The sequence below is a fragment of the Desulforudis sp. DRI-14 genome (assembly GCF_052618305.1).
This window is the reverse complement of record NZ_JBQXEZ010000031.1, coordinates 1-18,318: the sequence shown is the minus strand read 5'-3', so window position 1 is coordinate 18,318 and position 18,318 is coordinate 1. Positions and strand designations below refer to the sequence as shown.

The following is an 18,318-nucleotide window of genomic DNA, read 5'->3' as shown; positions in this document are numbered from 1 at the left end:
TCGAGAAATTGTGGTTTAGGATACAAACTACCCTGGATGTAAACGATGTGCTGCTCCTTATCAACTACTAATTTGGGACACAAGTCCCAGAGTAAATAAGTAACGTGTCTGATGAACACTCCGGCCCCCGGTGTTACGCTTACCAAAAGAACATTTATGGGGGCTGCCATGCGTACGAAACTATTGTTCATTTTCGCACTGGTTTGCGGTCTCGCTGCGGCGGGAGGCGTCTATCTCTACCTTAACAACCTGGCCGAGACCTACCGTTTCCAGGGCAATTTCGCACCCGTGGTCGTGGCCAAGCAAACCATCCCCGCCCGAACGCCCATCGGCCGTCAGTCGCTCGAGATCAAGGAAATCCCCGCCGATTATGTCCACCCGGAAGCCTTTACCAGGATCGAGGACGTCGAGGGCAGGATCGCGCGCGCGGAAATCTATCCCGGCGAACAGATCTTGGCTTCGCGTTTCGCAACCCCTGAAAACTCCGGCAACGACCTCGCCTTGGTTCTTCAACAGGGCGAAAGGGCCGTCAGTATCGCCATAGACCCCGTATCGGGCGTTTCCGGCATGCTGCAGGCGGGGGACAAGGTTGACGTCGCCGTTACGATCGACGTCTCCACCTCGATAGTTCTGCAAAACATCCGCGTGCTCGCGGTCAACAGCGGCTCGGCCGCTGAAAACAAGTCGGGACCCGCGGCCAACACATGCGTGCTCGCCGTTACCCCCAAGCAGGCCGAATACCTGATTCTCGCCACCGAGCGCGGATCAATCAGACTGATGCTTCGTTCCCCGGCCGACACCGCCGTCACGCAAACCCCTGCGGTACGCGTCGAACAACTGGTCAACAAAGGAGGTAGCTAACTATGGAACCGATCAAGATCCTCATCGTGGACGACGTCGCGAACACACGCGAGGATATCCGGAGGCTGCTCTTCTTTGAGGAAGACATGAAGGTCATCGGCGAAGCCGACGACGGCACGCTGGCCGTCGCCTCGGCCGAAGACCTCAGGCCGGACATCGTGCTGATGGACGTCAACCTGCCCGAGATCGACGGCATCACGGCTACCGAACTCATCACCGGCAAAGTCCCGGAAAGCGCGGTGATCATCATCTCCATTCAGGGCGAGCAGGAGTATATCCGCAAGGCCATGGCCGCCGGCGCCAGCGATTACCTGGTCAAGCCGTTCAGCGGCACGGAACTGGCCGGCACCATCCGCCGGGTCTACGATAAACACAAGCAGCGTCAGGTTCTTCTAGGGGCCCAGGTGCAGGGCAAGATGAGACGGGAAGGCAAGATCATCGTTCCTTTTACCACGCGCGGAGGGGTCGGCAGAACCCTGATCAGCGGCAATCTTGCCGCGGCGCTGGCACAAGCGGGAAAGAAGGTGGCCCTTGTCGCGCTTGACGGCGGTAGGGGCGATATGGAGGTTCTCCTTAACCTCAAGCCCAAACGCAACATCTCCGACCTTATTGACGAGGCCGCCCACGACGTCGTCGTCCTCGAGCATTTCCTCGTCCCGCACCTTACCGGCGTAAAGGTCCTGGCCGGCCCGTCCAGCGAAGACCTGGACCTGATCACTCCCGACGGCGTGACGAATGTTTTGAACCTTCTGGCGCAGCGTTTTACATACGTCGTCGTCGACCTGGCCCCCAACCTGGATGCGGTGGCCCAGTCCGTTTTCAACAACGCCGACCTGCTGCTCCTTATCGCCGTGCCGGAAGTGATCGCTGTCAAACACGCGCACACCTGTTACGACTATTTCACCGATATGGGCCTGCGGGACCGGGTGCACTACGTCTTAAACCGGGCGAACATGGACGGCGGCATTAAAACGGCCGAACTCGAGCGGGTCCTAAACGACAAATTCATCGTCCAGATCCCCAACGACGAAAAGACGGTAGCCAGTTCGATCAACAAGGGCTTGCCGTTTATGGTTACACACCCGGGGAGCAAAATCACCGATGCTTTCCGTAGCCTGGTCCGCGCGCTGGAGACACAGATCACCGAAGAACCGCAACAGCCGGCGAGCAAAACTTCGCTGGTCTCGCGCCTGTTTTCGCTCTAAGAGAATGTTGCCAAAGGGGCTACGGCACTGCTGCCGGCTCTTAGCTCTTAGATGCACGACCGACGACCGAAACCAGACAGGAGGGACAAGCCTGTGGCAAGACCTCTGGCCCGTACAAAGGAGCCTTACATCGACCTCAAAATCAACCTGCACAAGAAGCTGATACTGGAGCTCAAACAGCTCCCCCCCGGGCAGGAGCTCAACGCCCAGACGGTGGAAACCCTGGCTAAACGCCTGATAGATGAGGAAAGCGACTATCTGCCGCGTTACGAGCGCAACAGGATGGCCCTGGAGCTTGTCGACGAGGTCCTGGGCTACGGCCCCATAACGCCTCTGCTCAAGGACCCCGACATCAACGAAGTCATGGTCAACGGCCCGAACCAGGTTTACGTAGAGCGCAACGGCCGGCTCGAAAGGAGCGACGTTACTTTTAAGGACAACGAGCACGTCATGCACGTCATCGAGAAGATCGTCGCCCCCCTCGGCCGGCGCATCGATGAAGCGATGCCGATGGTTGACGCCAGGCTGCCGGACGGCTCGCGCGTCAACGCCATCATCCCCCCGCTGGCCCTGGACGGCCCAACCTTGACCATCCGCAAGTTCGCCAGGGAGCGGCTGAAGATTGAAGACCTGCTCCGCTTCGGCACCCTGACCCAGGAGATGGCCAAAATGCTGGAGATATGCGTTAAGGGCCGGCTCAATATCCTCGTTTCGGGCGGAACGGGCAGCGGCAAGACGACCACCCTCAACGTATTGTCATCCTTCATACCCGACGACGAGCGCATCATTACCGTTGAGGACGCCGCCGAACTCCAGCTCCACCAGGAGCACACCGTTCGCCTCGAATCGCGTCCGCCGAACATCGAGGACAAGGGCGCCATTACGATCCGCGACCTGGTCAGGAACGCCCTGCGCATGCGCCCCGACAGGATCGTCGTCGGCGAGGTCAGAGGCGGGGAGGCCCTGGACATGCTCCAGGCCATGAACACGGGTCACGACGGCTCCCTGACGACGGGCCACGCCAATTCTCCCCGGGATATGCTGTCGCGCCTGGAGACTATGGTCCTGATGGCCGGCATGGATTTGCCCATCAAGGCCGTCCGGGAGCAGATCGCCTCCGCTATCGACATCATCGTGCAGCAATCCAGGCTTAAGGACGGTTCCCGTAAAATCACCCAGATCACCGAGGTCCAGGGAATGGAAGGTGACGTTATCATTCTCCAGGACATCTTCGTCTTCCAGCAGCAAGGCGTCGAGCCCGACGGAAGAATCAGCGGGCGCTTCCTGCCGACCGGGATCCGCCCCAAGTTCACCGAAAAACTCGAAGGGCAAGGCCTGTACCTGCGCCCGGAAATTTTCTCGCTGATCCGGTAATTGAGCGGTGCGATATGGGGAGTTGGAAGCAAGTAGGAGGGGTTGATCCTGCTTTATCTCAGTATTCTTGGTTTTCTATCCGTTTTCTTTTTCATAACCTGGGTGGCGCGTGCCCTGACGCACGGCAACACCGCCGTGATTACCCGGCTGGAGCAGGTAACCAAAACCCAGCCTGACTTGCCCCCTGCTGCTGAAGCCGGCTCCAGGGGGTACGCCTCGCCGACGCTCCTGTTGGTCCGCGCCCTGGCTCGCCTGGTCCCGTTGAAGGGGCTGGGCCGGCGGCTTGAGAACGACCTGGTCCGCGCCGACATCCCGCTAAAGGGCGAGGAGTTTGCGGCTTTCGTCATCCTGGCCTTCGTTGCCGCAGCCCTATTGGGCCTGCTCGTCTTCGGCTCGGTCCTTAACGCCTGCCTGCTGGCCGCGCCGGCCGCCGCCGCTCCCGTTTTCTACCTGAGAATGGCCAAGGCCAGGCGTCTCGCCGCGTTCAACAGTCAACTGTGCGACGCCCTGGCGATGATCGCCAACACTCTAAGAGCCGGGTTCAGCTTCCTGCAAGCCCTGGAGATGGTACGGAAGGAGCTGCCCGACCCCATCAGCAAGGAATTCGGCCGGGCCTTGCAAGACTTGAACCTGGGAGTCTCCGTGGAGGACGCTCTCCAGTCCATGGTCGAGCGGGTCAAGAGCGACGACCTCGACCTCATGGTAACCGCCGTGATTATTCAACGTCAGATTGGAGGCAACCTGGCCGAGATCCTGGACAAGATCGCCGAAACCATCCGGGAGAGGGTGCGCATCAAGGGCGAGATCAAGATTCTGACGGCCCAGGGACGCATCTCGGGACTGGTCGTCGGCTTACTTCCCATCGGACTGCTGATGGTCCTGCTGTTGATCAACCCGGGGTATATGCAGGATCTTTTCAACAACCCCATGGGCATTAAATTGCTGGCGTTCGCCGCCGTCTCCGAAGCCATCGGCCTGGCTGCGGTGAAGCGGATAATGAACATCGAAGTCTAGAATTCGGCTGCAGGCATCAGGCGCCAAGCTCCGGGATGAATAAGAACGGGCAAACATACTCGGGAGGTGAAGGCAAGTGCTTTTGCCGATAGTTCTGCTGACGGTCTTGGCCGTCACTGTGTTGCTGTATTGCATGTTACTGCTCTTTTTCCGCGACAGGCTGGTGCTTGCGGACCGCCTTAAGGACATCGGCAAAACGACTGAGACGCCCTCGGTGGTGCGCCAGGAACTTGCCGTCCCCCTGTACAAGCGCATTCTGCAGCCCGTGGTCGCCAGGCTGAGCAAGATACGTTTTTTCCTGTCCCAGGACAGGCAAAAGCTGATCGCGGAAAAGCTGGTCATTGCGGGCAACCCGAAAAACCTGTCGCCGCTGGAGTTTACCTTCTTGAAATACCTGGCGGTGGTGCTGGCGGTAATCACCGGGCTTTTTTTTACCGGCGTGACCGCACCCGCGCCCGTCAACTATCTCCTGGCCGGGGCTCTCGGAGCCTGTCTGGGGTGGCTTCTGCCCGATGCAATCCTGAATATGCGGGTTAAGTGGCGGCAGCGCGAGGTGCAGAAGAGCCTTCCCGACACCCTCGACCTGCTTACTGTCAGTATCGAGGCCGGAATGGGTTTTGACGGCGCCGTGTTGAAAGTCACCGAAAAAACCAAAGGCGCTCTTTCCGAGGAACTGAAGGGGATGCTTCAGGAAATCCACGTCGGCAAGCCCCGGCGCGAAGCGCTGCGCGACCTTGCAGACCGCCTTAAGGTCGATGATTTGTCAAGCTTCATCGGCGCCGTGATCATGGCCGAACAAATGGGCGTGCGGCTGGGCAACGTGCTCAGGGTGCAGTCCGACCAGATGCGCCGTAAACGCCGGCAGAGGGCCGAGGAAAAGGCATTGAAGGCGCCGATCAAGATGCTGTTCCCGCTGGTCTTCTTTATTTTCCCGGCGACCTTTATCATCCTTCTGGGCCCGGCCGTGATCCGGATTACGGCCGCACTTTGAGAGGTGAGAAGTGTGAGGCGGGAAGTAAGAAATCTGGGGTGGATACCATGGCGCGGGTGATTAACCTTTCTCGAGGGAATGCCGTTCTTGTCGAAAACCTTGAGTTTGCCGTGACCTTCGGCAAACGCTTCCTGGGGCTCATGGGGCGACGCGCCATCAACCCCCGGGGAGGGCTGTTTCTTCAACCCTGCCGCAGCGTTCATACTTTCTGGATGCGTTTCCCCATCGACCTCGTCTATCTCGATCCCGCCTTCCGCGTCGTAGCCTTATTAGAAAACGTGCCCCCGAGCCGGATGGCGCCCGGCAATCGCCATACCCGCAGCGTCCTGGAGCTCCCCGCTGGCCGCCTTAGAGAAACGGGAACATCGGCAGGAGACATCTTGCGCATTGAGTAGGTACGAACGCGGTACGATAGTCCGGGCCTGACGCGATACGAAGCCTGGAAGCTTCCCAACGCCTTACACCAATACCTTACACCTGCAAAACACACTGTAGTCTCACAGTGTGTTTTGGCGTTATGGCAGGAATTTCATGCGCTCGCGTGAAAAATACTAGCCGTGAACGTTTTTACGTTTTAGTGACAGTTTTTGGCACCGCCGGTTAAAACCAGCCGAAGGCGAGTTTTTCCGGGATGGAAGGGAAGAAGTAGGACCTATGATGTTTGATATCCTGCTGCCGACCCGGGTCCTATTCGGTCCGGGCAGCACTTACCGTCTGGGGGAGGAGATCTCACGGATCGGGAAGCGCGCCCTGGTGATCACTGGGCGCCGCAGCCTTGCCGAATCGGGCCAGGTAGAGCGCATAACCAACCCCCTCCAAATAGCAAAAGTGGAGACCGTGTGGTTTCGGGTGGACCCGGAACCGACCGTCGACACCGTCGACGAAGCGCGCCGGCTGATCCATGAAGAGAAGGTCGACCTCGTGGTCGGGGTCGGCGGCGGCAGTGCCCTGGACGTGGCCAAAGCGGCAGCCGGCCTGGCGAAGGTCGACACGCCTGCAGGCACCTTCTTCGGCGCGGTTCCGCTGAACGCCCCCGGGCTTCCCTGGGTGGCCGTTCCCACCACAGCCGGAAGCGGGTCGGAGGCGACCAAAAACGCCGTGCTCATCGACCCCGAGCGAAAGCGCAAGGCCAGCCTGCGCAACGAATGGTGGCTGCCGGTCGTCGCCGTGGTCGACCCCATCCTGACCATGTCCCAGCCCCCCGAGGTTACGGCCGGCACGGGTTTTGACGCGCTGACCCACGCCGTCGAATCGTTCACCTCGCGCTGGGCGACGCCTTTCACGACCGCCCTTAGCCGGGAGGCTGTGCGCCTGATAACCCAGAACATCTATACGGCATACGATACGGGCCGGGTGCGCGCGTCCAGGGAATACATGATGCTGGCCAGCCTGATGGCCGGTATCGCCCTAGCCAACGCGGGAGCGGGGGCCGTACACGCCCTGGCTCACCCGGTCGGGGTGCGCTACGGCATCCCCCACGGGGTTGCCTGCGGCATTCTGCTGCCTTACATCGTCCGTTTCAACCTGGCCGTGGCACACGACGCCTACGCCGACCTGGCGGCGGCCTCCGCTATGGTACCCCTTACGGCCGACAAGGACGAGGCTGCCCGGAAATTCGTCGTTTACCTTGAAAAACTGCGCGACAAGCTGGGACTTCCCGCAAAGCTTTCCGAAGCAGGGCTCAAGGAAGCCGACATCACGGAGATAGCCGACGAAGCCTTGCTGAGCCAGTCCCTGTCGGCCAACCCCCGCCGGGTGACGCGAGTCGACCTTTTAACCATACTGCAGGAAAACTTGTAAATAAAATTGACTGAGAGGAAAATTAAATGCTTTTGAAGAAAACGAGTTGGGTTACCGAACTGTTGCTGACATTTTTCTATGTGGCCTATTTTGTAGCGGCCAACGAAGTCCTTAAGTTTTACTCGCGGTTCTTTCAGACCACCTTCAACCCCAAGCCGTTTCTCCTGGCCGCCACCCTCGTTCCGATGCTGTTCGGCGCCGCCCTGGTCGTGCCGGCCTTCATCGCCTCCGGCGGAAAACTCCGCGTCAATTTCCAGCGGCTGCTCATCCAGGGCATTCCGGCCCTGCTGATCGGTGTTCCCGTCCCTCTTTACGCCTGGGAAGCCTTGAACCAAAAGTGGGTTTTCTGGTGGCCGCTGCAAAGCGAAACGTACGTAATCACGCTCCTGTCCGCGGTGTGGTTCGGCTGGGTGGTCATGTCCAGCATTGAAAGGGCGGAAGGGAACCATCCAGAAAATAGCGCAGCGCCGCCCGGACCTGAAAAGGAAACGGCCGGTGAGCTTTAAAATCCTTAGTCTGATCCGGGCTGGAACCTGGCCAGTCTTTTTAGCGCGGCGATCTTGTCGTTTCTTCCCAGGCGCGCCGCGTCAACCGCGCGGCGCAGGCTCTCTATCGAACGGTCGTAGACCCGGCGGTCGACGGGGAAGGGATGGCCGTCCTTGCCCCCATGCGCGAAACTGAACCTGGCGGGGTCGCGGTAACTCGCAGGCGTCCCGTAAACTAGTTCCGCGATGAGGCTCAGGGCGCGCAGCCCTTTGGCGCCGACACCTTCCAGGCCGAGAAGCTCGATGAACTCCTTGGGCTGCGCCGCGTAGGACTTGAGGAGAACGCGCTCGACGCTCTTCGGATGAAGGTCGCGAAGCAGCAGGCTGTGGTGGCGTGCCAGGTGCAGGTGCCGTTCCTGCAGCCGCTGCAGGTCCTTAACCAGGATGTCCGGCCGCGTGCAGGCCAGCTCGCTGGAAAGCTTGCGCGCTTCTTCGCTTTCGGCGGCCACGAGGTTCAACACCACCTGCGAAGGCCGCTCAGCGCATACAGCGGCATGCGGCTCGCAGGCGAAGTCGGCCAGGCCCTCGGACAGCCAATGATAGCGGCGGGCGTACCGGGCCATCTCGTTCATCCCTTGCTGGACTACGGCCCACCTTCCGCCGGCTGTGAAGAGAAAAACGTGGTGGTAGAGCTGGTAGCCGTCCTGAACGGCCGCGTTATCGACCTTGGCCGTCAGCCGGCTGGCCCTGACCAGTTCGGCCGGGTTCAGGGAGAGGGCGAACCTGTCGCCGACCGCTTCTATCTCCCGGGGGGTCCGCAGAGAGGACTTTCCCTTGCCGCCGCAGACAAAAAGGCCGATTTCACCGGCGCGGTCTTTGAGAGCCTCCTTGACCGCCCCCGTAACCGTGGTGGTCAGGCCGGAAGAATGCCAGTCAAAACCGAGGACGCACCCAAAGGACTGGAACCAGAACGGGTCCGCCATCCTGTTTAAAACCTCTTCGGAACCGTCGTTAAGGACGAGGACCTCGATGATGGCGCCCGACATCTCCACCATGCGGGAGAAGAGCCAGGCCGGGCATTTGCCGCCGTGCAGAGGCAGATTGGCCGTTCCGGTGCGCAAGGGTAAACCACCTGCTTTTGGCTGTTTCGCCCGGTACGGATCTGCGTATATTATTGGTACACGCTAGGTACTGTACCGGGTATATCGTTAAAGGAGAGTCGCCATTGATACCGCTCCGTGACACCATCCGCTCGCGCTCGTTTCCGATCGTCAACGTGTCGCTGATCGCCCTCAACGTCGTCGTCTTTGTTTTTCAATTAGGACTGGGACAGGCGGGGTTCGAGCGGTTCGTGGGGACTTACGGCGTAGTTCCGGCGCGTGTCGTGGAAGGCCTGGCCCAGGCCCCCTTGAGCCCCGAGACCTGGGTTCCTCTTTTTACAGCGATGTTCCTCCACGGCAACTGGTTCCACATCCTCGGCAATATGCTGTACCTGTGGGTCTTCGGCGACAACGTCGAGGACACCCTGGGCCACCGTGGCTACATCCTGTTTTACCTGGCCGTCGGCCTGGTCGGGAACTTTGCCCACGTCCTTACGAACGCGGATTCTTTTATTCCTACCATCGGCGCCAGCGGAGCGGTGGCGGGAGTTCTCGGAGCCTATTTCATCTTGTTCCCGCGGTCCCGCATCCTGGCCCTGGTGCCGCTCCTGTTCATTCTCACCTTTATGGAGTTGCCCGCCGTCGTCTTCCTGTTCCTCTGGTTCGGCCTGCAGTTGTTGAACGGCCTGACGTCCATCGCCGCTCCCGGGAACCTCGTGGCCTGGTGGGCCCACATCGGCGGCTTCGTCGCCGGCATGCTCCTGATCAAGGTCCTGCGCCCGGTAAAATAAAAGGGTTCTATCGTTTCACCGTAAACTCGCCGTCGATCGTCAGCCCGCGCCAACCCGCATCGCCCCTCGTCTCTCCGAAACAGGCGCACATTCTTCTTCCTATCGAACGGGCGAACAGGTAGTTTATGCCTCCGACCAAAGCGACTCCGATCCACGGCAGCAGACGGAACAGGATCGTCCTTTGACCGGCCCGGAAACCCAGGGCGAGCAAGGAACGCTGGGTGGCGCTCGAAGCCATGTGCCCCATCCCGCGGGCCGCCGCCCCGGCGACGTGTTTGCCGGCTGCTTCCATTCCAGCCGCGGCCGCAAACACCCACCTGATCTCCTTTTGCACGTCCCGGCTTTCCGGGTTGCGTCCGTAGACGACGGCAAGTTCATAGAGTAGTGTCTTCAGTAAATGGCCGAGTACGGTCAGGTCGGCAAAGGTGCCCGCCAGGACGGCGATCAGCGTGCCGATGCCCGGCACGGCCGCCGGAAGGGCCGTAATCGAGCCCACAACGGCGGCGGTCCGCGCTTTCCGCTGGATGAGCTTTTCGGCGAGCTCGGCCGGCGATGCAAAGGGGTGCGTCGCCCGCAGTTCGTTCACGCGCCGCTGCGCCGCCTTCATGGCCCGTCTTTCCCAGATGCTGAAGACCACGGCAAACCCCCCTTTGGCAAGATGATAACATAAAAAGGGCGCTGAGTATGGGGTGGTGGTGTTGGGACGGAGGGTTCGCCGTGCAACCGCATAAAATGAGGGCCTATTCGCCCTCAATTTAATGTCCAACGCTTAGCGCCAATGCTCAATGCCCAACTAATACCGTTATGTCAATACCGTATGTCGGTCCGCCAGTTCCAGCCGCTGTTGTTGTCCCAGTTGCCGGCGCTGTCCTTAAAGCAGAATTCGCAGTGCTCCCGGCCCTTCATCGGCACCGAGCACACGAAGGAGCCGTCCGCTTCCCGCCGCATTTCTTCGGTCGCCGGGTTTTTCCACCCGTCGAAACCGTAATGGATAAACACCCTGTCGGCGCCCGCGTTTTTCAGGATGCCGTCGTACCTTATGGTCGCGTAGCGGTCTTTAAGGCTCGGGGAAGGGATGACGTCCACGCGCATGTCCATATGGTTTTTCCCTTTGGAAACGTACATTGTCAGACCCTCCAGCCTGCATTGTTTTTGTTACAAGGTTAGGATGCCTGCCAAAGCCGCGCTCAATGCCATATATTTCGTTTAATGTATTGGTATCTTATGCCGCCGCTTAGACAATCTTCCTCACCGCCAAAAAAGGGGTATAACCCGTCCTTGTCCAATATTTCAACACAGCCTTAAGAGACTTTGCCCCCTGGGGGCTATTTATGAAAAAGATACGCTTTGGCTTGCACACCAAGATGGCCGTACTGTCCTTCGGTTCCATCTTGATCGCCTTGTTCTCCAGCGGCCTGCTGGTTATAGAGCGGGTCGCGTCGCAGCTCGAGAACGAAATGGGGATGCGCGCCCTGGCCATCGCCCGTACCCTGGCCCAGATGGAGGATATTCAGCACAACGTCGGGAAACCGGGCGGAGAAGTCGTGATCCAGCCCCTGGCGGAACGCATCCGGCTGGCGACCGGCGTCGCCTATGTCGTCGTGCTGGACAATAACGGCGTGCGGTATTCCCACCCCGTCCAGGACCGTATCGGCAAGAAGTTCTCGGGTGAGGACATGGCGTACGCCATCGTGGCCGGGGGAGAGTACGTATCCCAGGCCGAGGGCGTCCTCGGCCCGTCCGTGCGGGCCTTTGTCCCTGTCAAGGTCGATGAGGGGACACGGCAGGTGGGGGTTGTCGTCGTCGGCATTCTGACCCCGACCATTTACAGCGTTTTGCAAAACATCCGCCTCGAACTGTATTACACCCTGGTCATAGGGCTGGTCGTGGGACTGGCCGGCTCAGTTTACCTGGCCCAGCGGATCAAGCGCGGGATGTTCAACCTCGAACCCGAGGAAATCGCCCGCCTGCTGGAGGAAAGGGTGGCCCTGCTGGAATCGATCAGCGAGGGCATCATCCACATCGATAGATACGCCCGCATTACGCTGATGAACAGGGCCGCTTACCGCATCACCGGGGTTACCGACGCAATAGGGAAACCGGTCCAGGAGATCATCCCCAACACCGGCCTGCTGCGCGTCCTCGCCAGCGGCGAGCCCGAATACAACCAGGAAATGATCATCAACGGCGTCACCATCGTCACCAACCGCATCCCGGTACGCGTCGGCGGACAGACGGTCGGCGCGGTGGCCACGTTCAGGGACAAATCCGAGGTCCAGCGTCTGGCTGAGGAACTGACCGGTGTCAAAAGGTTTATCGAGGCGCTCAGGGTCCAGAATCACGAGTACCTGAACAAGCTCCATACCATTGCCGGGCTGATCCAGTTGAACAGGCACCAGGAAGCCGTCGACTTTATCTTTGCTGTTACGGCCGAGCAGCAGGAACTGACGCAATTTCTCTCGCGGAGGATCAAGGACTACGGGATCGCCGGCCTGTTGATGGGGAAACACAGCAGGGCTAAGGAGCTTAAGATCGACTTCGAGATCGACCGCAACAGCAAGCTCGCTTATTTGCCTCGGACCATTGACTCAAGCGCGATGGTGATCATCATCGGGAACTTGCTGGAGAACGCCTTCGAGGCGGTTAAGGGGCTTGAGCCTTCGCAAAGGAAGGTCTACCTGGGCCTGTTCACCGAGGGCGCCGGGATAAGACTGGTCGTTGGAGACTCTGGCCCCGGCCTGCCCGACGTCCTTAAGGAAACGGTCTTCCAGCCGGGATTTACGACCAAACTGCCCCCGAACAGCGGCCTGGGACTTTCCCTGGTCAGAAACTGCGTCGATCTCGCCGGCGGGACGATAGAAATTGCAAAGTCGCCGCTGGGAGGGGCTCAGTTCGTAGTTACTATTAAGAATGGTGAGGCGAAGCATGACCATCAGCACGTTGATTGTTGAAGACGATCCGATGGTAGCCGAAGTTAACCGCAACTTCGTGGAATCGATAACCGGCTACGAAGTAGTCGGCGTGGTCTCGACCGGCGGCGAAGCACTCGCATTGATTGAAAACCTGCGTCCCGCGCTGACGCTTCTGGACGTTTACCTGCCCGACATCGACGGGGTGAGCGTCCTCCACGAGATCCGCAAGCGCCAGCTGCCGACGGATGTCATCCTGATCACCGCCGCTCAGGACGTTATGACCATTCAGGACGTCTTCCGTTACGGCGCCATCGATTACATCGTCAAACCGTTCAAGCTCACGCGCCTCAAGTCCGCGCTTGATTTGTACGTGAACCTGCGGGAGAGCCTGGACCATTGCAGTTCCCTTGACCAGGACGCGATCGATAAATTAACGCGGGGCCAGACCGCCGAACACCACCCTAGCAGGCTGCCCAAGGGGCTTCACGAGCTGACCTTGAGGCAGATCTACGTCTACCTCGTCCAGCAGGGAAGGAGCCTCTCGGCCGACGAGGTGGCCGCTGGAGTAGGGCTGGCCCGGGTCACCGCGCGCCGCTACCTCGAATACCTGGAGCGCAACGGCAAAGTGGCCCTGGAGTTACAATACGGTTCGGTCGGCAGACCGGTGAATAGATACCGCATTCGTGACCATAAAGATTAAAATAAACATAATTACCTAAAGATTGAACCCATTGTGGTTTGTATTTAGAATTTTCTAAAAGTGTTGGCGTAATTCCTAAATGCGCTAACTTTAACAGGCCGTTCGGGGAATAAGGAGAACTTATTCGTGCAAAGAATCATCCTACTTGCACTGGCGCTGGTCGCCTTTGTTGTTTTTACGGGGTGTGGGCAACGCGTTGTCGACAATGAGCAGGTCAGCCCCGAGCAGCCCATCGTGATCAAGTTCTCCCACGTTACGGCCGAAGACAGCCCGAAAGGACTTGCCGCCCGGCGTTTTGCCCAGTTGGTTCGCGAGCGGACCAAAGGCCGGGTCGAGGTTCAGGTCTTTGCCAACTCAATGCTCTTCAAAGACGGAGAAGAGCTGGAGGCCCTGCGCGAGAACCAGGTCCAGCTGATAGCGCCCGCGACGTCAAAGATCGTAGGGCTGGCGCCTCAGTGGCAGGTTCTGGACATACCGTACCTGTTCCCGTCGGTTGAGGCCGTGCACCGTTTCGTCGACGGCCCGGCGCGGGCTGAACTTTTCGGAAGTTTCACCGCCCAAGGTTTGCAACCCCTGGCTTTCTGGGACAGCGGGTTCAAACAAATGACGAACAACACCCGGCCGCTGGTTCACCCGTCCGATTTCGAAGGGCTCCGTTTCCGCGTAATGATCAACAGCCCTGTCCTGGAGGCGCAGTTTCGGGCACTGGGCGCCGACGCCGTCCCGCTTCCTTTCAGCGAAGTCTATTCCGCCCTGGAGGCCCACAGGGTTGATGGCCAGGAAAACACGTTTTCCAACATTGTTTCCATGAAACTGTACGAGGTGCAGCCTTACCTGACGATTTCCGACCACGGCTTCCTGGGTTACGTCGTTCTGGCCAACAAAGATTTCTGGGATGGCCTTCCGCCCGACGTAAGGAGCGTGCTGGAGGCGACGCTGGCCGAGGTTACCGTGTGGGAAAGGGAACAGGCAGTCGCTATCGAGCGCCGGATGATGGCTTACCTGGAGAACGAGGAGCATATCGCCATACATCGCCAGGCGGCGGCCGAAAAACAGGAGTGGAAAGACGCGCTGGCTCCGGTCAGCCAGAAGTTCAAACGGGAGGTCAGCGCTACATTAATCGAGGCAGCCCGCAACGCTGCCGGGGGAGGTGACTGAACGCTCACGCGTAGCCCTCAGGCTCCATAAATAGAAGATTTAAAAGATTTAATTTGGGAGGTTCGTTATGAAAAGGCGTACGTGGACAATTATAATGGCTTTGATGCTCCTGGCCGTCTTTGCCTTTGTCGTCACCGGCTGCGGCGGGGGAGACAAGGATCAGCCCGGCACCGCCGATAAAGCCGACAAGGACAAGAAAGTCGTCATCAAGTTTTCGCACGTGGTGGCCGACAAGACCCCGAAAGGCCAGGCCGCTTTGAAATTCAAGGAACTGGTTGAAGCCAAGTCCAACGGCACAATGGAGGTCCAGGTTTTCCCGTCGTCGTCCCTTTACGGCGACAAGGAAGAACTCGAGGCCCTGCTGACCAACAACGTCCAGATTATCGCCCCTTCGGTAACAAAACTGGTCAAGTACAACCCGTCCTTCCAGATTATTGACATGCCGTTCCTCTTTGCCAGCGACCAGGCCGCTTATAACTGGTTCAAGAGCGAGTACGGCCAGAAGCTGCTCCACAGCCTCGAAGACAAGGGCATGCTGGGTCTGGCCTGGTGGCCCAACGGCGCCAAGCACTTCATCAACGGCAAGCACCCGTTGAAGACCCCGGCTGATTTCGCCAACCTGAAGTTCCGCGTGCAGAGCGGCGGCCTGCTGGTCGACCAGTTCGAGGCCCTCGGCGCCTCGGCCCAGCCCATCCCGTTCTCCGAGTGCTACCAGGCGCTGCAGAACGGCACCGTCGACGGCACGGAGAACACCTTCAACAACATCGACACCCAGAAGTATGCGGAAGTCCAGAAGTACCTGACCGTTTCGGCCCACGGCCGTCTTGACTACGTCGTCCTCACCAACACCACCTTCTGGAACGGCCTGACCGACGAGCAGAAGAAGATCATTGAAGAGGCCATGGCCGAAGCTACCGAGTTCGCCACCCAGCTTGCCGACAAGCTCAACGCCGAAAGCTATGAAAACTTAAAGAACAGCGGCAAGCTCGACGTCTACGAACTCACCGCCGAAGACAAGGCCAAGTTCGAGGCCGCTTTGAAGCCGGTATACGACAAGTACGTCCCGATTATCGGCAAGGAGTACATCGACTCCGCAAAAGCCGCGAAATAGGTTCAGGTTTTCCAGGTGCCAGATGCTTGGGGGGGCGGGCCCTTTCCCGCCCCCCAACTTCTGACTGTTAGAGGATGGAGGCGCAAGATGCAGAAGTTTAAGAAGTTCTACGCCGCCTTTGAGGATTACCTGGCCGGGGGACTGCTCTTCACGGGGCTGATGCTCATCCTCGTAAACGTCGTCCTGCGCTACAACCCGATGTGGCGCCCCAAGGCCTGGATTGACGAGTACTCGCTCTACCTCGTGGTGTGGGGGACGTTAATCGGCATCGCCGTCGCCCTCCGCAACGACCACCACATCAAGGTGGATATGCTCTACAACTTTTTACCGCTCAAAGCTAAACGCTGGGTCAGCGTCTTTGCCATGACCCTCGGCATGCTTTTCGCGATGCTTTTCGCCGTTTATGGAGTCCAACTGGTTAAGTTCTATTACGTGATGGGCCAGCGCTCTATCAACACGCAGACCCCGGAGTGGATCCCGGCCCTGTGCCTGCCCATCGCCGGCGTCATGTTTACCGTTCGGTTCATCGAAAAGCTCTGGATCCTGCTTGCGCACGGCGGCCGTGAATGGTTCAGACTGCAAAAGGAAAAGGAGGAGGACGACCTTGGAAACATTAGCCCTATTTAGTCTCTTTGTTTTCCTCTTCCTCCTCAACGTTCCGATTGCCGTAGCGCTGGCGGTTGCAGCGATCACCATCATGTATTTTATGGGCGATTATACCCTCTTCATGATCGTCCAGAGGATGTACGCCTCGCTGATGGTGGAGACGCTGATGGCCATCCCGGCCTTCGTTTTTGCCGGCGTCGTAATGTCCAAGGGCGGTATCGCCAAATACTTGATTTACGCCCTGCGGTCATGGTTCGGGCACCTTCCCGGCGGCCTTGCCGTGGTAACGATCATGTCCTGCGCCATCTTTGCGGCCATCTCCGGCTCCAGCCCGGCGACCGCAGCCGCCATCGGTGCGATTATGCTGCCGGCCCTCCTCCAGGGCGGTTATCCAAAACGTTACGCCATGGGCTTGATTGCCGCTTCCGGCACCCTCGGCATCCTGATCCCGCCCAGCGTAACGATGGTCGTTTACGGCGTAACGGTGGAGGAGTCGATCGGCAAGCTTTTCATGGGCGGTCTCATCCCCGGCTTGTGTCTGGCTTCAATACTGATTATCTCGGCGATCGCCCTGGCATTGATAAAAAACTACGGGCGCGCCCCAAAGGCGACGTGGGGAGAGCGCTGGAAGCACACCTTAAAGGCTGTACCCGGATTCTTTCTCCCGGTATTCATTCTCGGCACAATTTATATGGGTGTGGTGACGCCCACCGAAGCCGCGGTGCTGTCGCTGCTCTATGCCGTTCTCGTTTCCGCCTTCTTGTACAAAGAGATGTCCCTCAAGGATATACGGGTGATTTTCCGCGAATCCATCAACATCTCATCCATGATCTTTCTGGTCATCGCCGCCGCGATGGTCTTTTCGCTCTACCTTACTTACAACCAAATTCCCGGCGCGGTCGCCAACTGGATCGCGGAGAACAACCTCAACAAGTATATGTTCCTGTTCGCCTGCAACCTGATGTTCTTCGTGATGGGCACCTTCCTGGAAGCCGTATCGATCACGTTGATCACCATGCCCATCCTGCTTCCGATGATCCAGCACCTCGGCATTGATTTGATTCACTTCGGCGTTATCATGACGGTTAACATGGAACTGGCCATGATCACCCCGCCTGTCGGCCTCAACCTCTTCGTCGTGGCTTCAATGGCCAAATCCAAGCTGGAGGAAGTGGTCAAGGGCGTGCTTCCGTTCATCATTATCATGATCTCATTTCTTGTCCTGCTGGTCTACTGGCCGACTCTGTCCCTGTGGATCCCGCGGACCTTGATGTCTTAACCGCTTTCGTCTCAGTATCGGGGGAGGAAATATCTTGCGCACCGTCGACTGCCTGGTTGTTACCGACATTATCGCCCGCCTCTGCGAGGAGGCCTGCTTGGAACTGGAGGCCGACGTCAAGGCCGCCCTGGAGGACGCCCGCGCTATTGAGGCGTCTTTGGTCGGCAAGGACATCCTCGGCATTATCCTGCAGAACGCCGCCGTCGCCGAACAGGAACGCATCCCGATGTGCCAGGATACCGGCATCGTCGTCGTCTTCGTCGAGCTCGGCCAGGACGTCGCCGTGACTGGCGGCAGCTTGGCCGAAGCCATTACCGAAGGCGTCCGCCGGGGCTACACTGAGGGGTACCTGCGCAAATCGGTGGTCAACGACCCGCTCCGGCGCATCAATACCGGGGATAACACGCCTCCTGTCATCCACTTCAAGGTCGTTCCCGGAAACAAGCTGAAGATCTCTGTTGTGCCCAAGGGAGCCGGCAGTGAAAATATGAGCGCCCTGAAGATGCTGAAACCCGCCGACGGTATCGAGGGCGCCAAAAAGTTCATCCTGGAAACCGTTTCGGCAGCCGGACCCAACGCCTGCCCGCCCCTCACTGTCGGCGTCGGCATCGGGGGGACCATGGAAAAGGCCGCCCTCATGGCCAAGGAGGCCCTGCTGCGCCCTATCGGAACCCCGAATCCCGACCCGCAGGTAGCCGCGCTGGAGTCCGAGCTTCTGCGGGAGATAAACGCTCTGGGCATCGGCCCTATGGGGTTGGGCGGATCGGTAACCGCCCTGGCCGTGCACGTCGAGGTTTTCGCCACGCATATCGCGTCTCTGCCGGTAGCGGTCAATCTCAACTGCCATGCCGCCCGGCACAAGACAGCCATTATATAGCTGTTAGACCCTCACGCTGCAAAATGCAGCACCACAGACAATGAAAAACGGTTA

Annotated in this window: 19 protein-coding genes; 16 read left to right on the top strand and 3 right to left on the bottom strand. The window is 59.0% G+C overall.

The window, feature by feature from the left end; translation table 11 throughout:
* Positions 1-168: 168 nt before the first annotated feature.
* The 8 genes from cpaB to ACUM6F_RS11870 all read left to right on the top strand — a co-directional run bounded on the left by cpaB (position 169) and on the right by ACUM6F_RS11870 (position 7,751).
* Positions 169-861, top strand: a complete 693-nt coding sequence (gene cpaB / locus ACUM6F_RS11905) for a Flp pilus assembly protein CpaB (RefSeq protein ID WP_445349363.1) — start codon at positions 169-171, stop codon at positions 859-861.
* 2 nt (positions 862-863) lie between these two features.
* Positions 864-2,066: a CpaE/TadZ family protein gene (locus ACUM6F_RS11900; RefSeq protein ID WP_425621743.1), complete on the top strand. Its 1,203-nt coding sequence runs from the start codon at positions 864-866 to the stop codon at positions 2,064-2,066.
* Between the two features lie 93 nt (positions 2,067-2,159).
* The gene (locus ACUM6F_RS11895; protein WP_445349362.1) at positions 2,160-3,440 is read left to right on the top strand and encodes a CpaF family protein; all 1,281 of its coding nucleotides are present in this window, start codon (positions 2,160-2,162) and stop codon (positions 3,438-3,440) included.
* Between the two features lie 42 nt (positions 3,441-3,482).
* A complete protein-coding gene (locus ACUM6F_RS11890) occupies positions 3,483-4,454 on the top strand; it encodes a type II secretion system F family protein (RefSeq protein ID WP_445349361.1) in 972 nt (323 codons plus the stop codon).
* Between the two features lie 76 nt (positions 4,455-4,530).
* Positions 4,531-5,445 carry a type II secretion system F family protein gene (locus ACUM6F_RS11885; RefSeq protein WP_445349360.1) on the top strand — a complete coding sequence of 305 codons (915 nt, stop codon included), beginning with the start codon at positions 4,531-4,533 and terminating at the stop codon, positions 5,443-5,445.
* 47 nt (positions 5,446-5,492) lie between these two features.
* Entirely contained in the window at positions 5,493-5,840 is a 348-nt protein-coding gene (locus ACUM6F_RS11880) for a DUF192 domain-containing protein (protein ID WP_445349359.1), read from the top strand.
* 259 nt (positions 5,841-6,099) lie between these two features.
* Positions 6,100-7,245: an iron-containing alcohol dehydrogenase gene (locus ACUM6F_RS11875; protein ID WP_445349358.1), complete on the top strand. Its 1,146-nt coding sequence runs from the start codon at positions 6,100-6,102 to the stop codon at positions 7,243-7,245.
* A gap of 26 nt (positions 7,246-7,271) precedes the next feature.
* Positions 7,272-7,751 carry a hypothetical protein gene (locus ACUM6F_RS11870; RefSeq protein ID WP_445349357.1) on the top strand — a complete coding sequence of 160 codons (480 nt, stop codon included), beginning with the start codon at positions 7,272-7,274 and terminating at the stop codon, positions 7,749-7,751.
* Between the two features lie 5 nt (positions 7,752-7,756).
* Here ACUM6F_RS11870 and ACUM6F_RS11865 read toward each other — a convergent pair whose 3' ends face one another.
* Entirely contained in the window at positions 7,757-8,851 is a 1,095-nt protein-coding gene (locus tag ACUM6F_RS11865) for a DUF763 domain-containing protein (protein ID WP_445349356.1), read from the bottom strand.
* A 104-nt stretch (positions 8,852-8,955) separates the two neighbouring features.
* Between ACUM6F_RS11865 and ACUM6F_RS11860 the strand changes: the two genes are divergently transcribed.
* Positions 8,956-9,621 carry a rhomboid family intramembrane serine protease gene (locus ACUM6F_RS11860; RefSeq protein WP_425621751.1) on the top strand — a complete coding sequence of 222 codons (666 nt, stop codon included), beginning with the start codon at positions 8,956-8,958 and terminating at the stop codon, positions 9,619-9,621.
* A 7-nt stretch (positions 9,622-9,628) separates the two neighbouring features.
* On the opposite strand, the gene ACUM6F_RS11855 is transcribed toward ACUM6F_RS11860, so the two are convergent.
* On the bottom strand, positions 9,629-10,258 hold the full coding sequence (locus ACUM6F_RS11855) for a hypothetical protein (protein ID WP_425621752.1): 630 nt from the start codon (positions 10,256-10,258) through the stop codon (positions 9,629-9,631).
* Positions 10,259-10,428: 170 nt separating this feature from the next.
* Positions 10,429-10,746: a carbohydrate-binding protein gene (locus tag ACUM6F_RS11850; RefSeq protein WP_425621753.1), complete on the bottom strand. Its 318-nt coding sequence runs from the start codon at positions 10,744-10,746 to the stop codon at positions 10,429-10,431.
* Between the two features lie 206 nt (positions 10,747-10,952).
* Here ACUM6F_RS11850 and ACUM6F_RS11845 point away from each other — a divergent pair, with 206 nt between their 5' ends.
* From ACUM6F_RS11845 to ACUM6F_RS11815, 7 genes are all read left to right on the top strand, one after another.
* A complete protein-coding gene (locus tag ACUM6F_RS11845) occupies positions 10,953-12,572 on the top strand; it encodes an ATP-binding protein (protein ID WP_445349355.1) in 1,620 nt (539 codons plus the stop codon).
* Positions 12,547-13,233 carry a response regulator gene (locus ACUM6F_RS11840; RefSeq protein ID WP_425621755.1) on the top strand — a complete coding sequence of 229 codons (687 nt, stop codon included), beginning with the start codon at positions 12,547-12,549 and terminating at the stop codon, positions 13,231-13,233. The genes ACUM6F_RS11845 and ACUM6F_RS11840 overlap by 26 nt, the downstream gene beginning before the upstream one ends.
* A gap of 126 nt (positions 13,234-13,359) precedes the next feature.
* Entirely contained in the window at positions 13,360-14,391 is a 1,032-nt protein-coding gene (locus tag ACUM6F_RS11835) for a TRAP transporter substrate-binding protein (RefSeq protein WP_425621756.1), read from the top strand.
* A 67-nt stretch (positions 14,392-14,458) separates the two neighbouring features.
* Positions 14,459-15,502, top strand: a complete 1,044-nt coding sequence (locus tag ACUM6F_RS11830) for a TRAP transporter substrate-binding protein (RefSeq protein ID WP_425621757.1) — start codon at positions 14,459-14,461, stop codon at positions 15,500-15,502.
* Positions 15,503-15,589: 87 nt separating this feature from the next.
* Positions 15,590-16,129, top strand: a complete 540-nt coding sequence (locus ACUM6F_RS11825) for a TRAP transporter small permease (protein ID WP_425621758.1) — start codon at positions 15,590-15,592, stop codon at positions 16,127-16,129.
* Positions 16,107-17,387 (top strand): TRAP transporter large permease, encoded by a 1,281-nt coding sequence (locus ACUM6F_RS11820; RefSeq protein ID WP_425621759.1) that lies wholly within the window; start codon positions 16,107-16,109, stop codon positions 17,385-17,387. Before ACUM6F_RS11825 ends, ACUM6F_RS11820 begins: the two co-directional genes overlap by 23 nt.
* Before the next feature lie 34 nt (positions 17,388-17,421).
* The gene (locus ACUM6F_RS11815) at positions 17,422-18,264 is read left to right on the top strand and encodes a fumarate hydratase (protein WP_425621760.1); all 843 of its coding nucleotides are present in this window, start codon (positions 17,422-17,424) and stop codon (positions 18,262-18,264) included.
* Positions 18,265-18,318 lie beyond the last annotated feature (54 nt).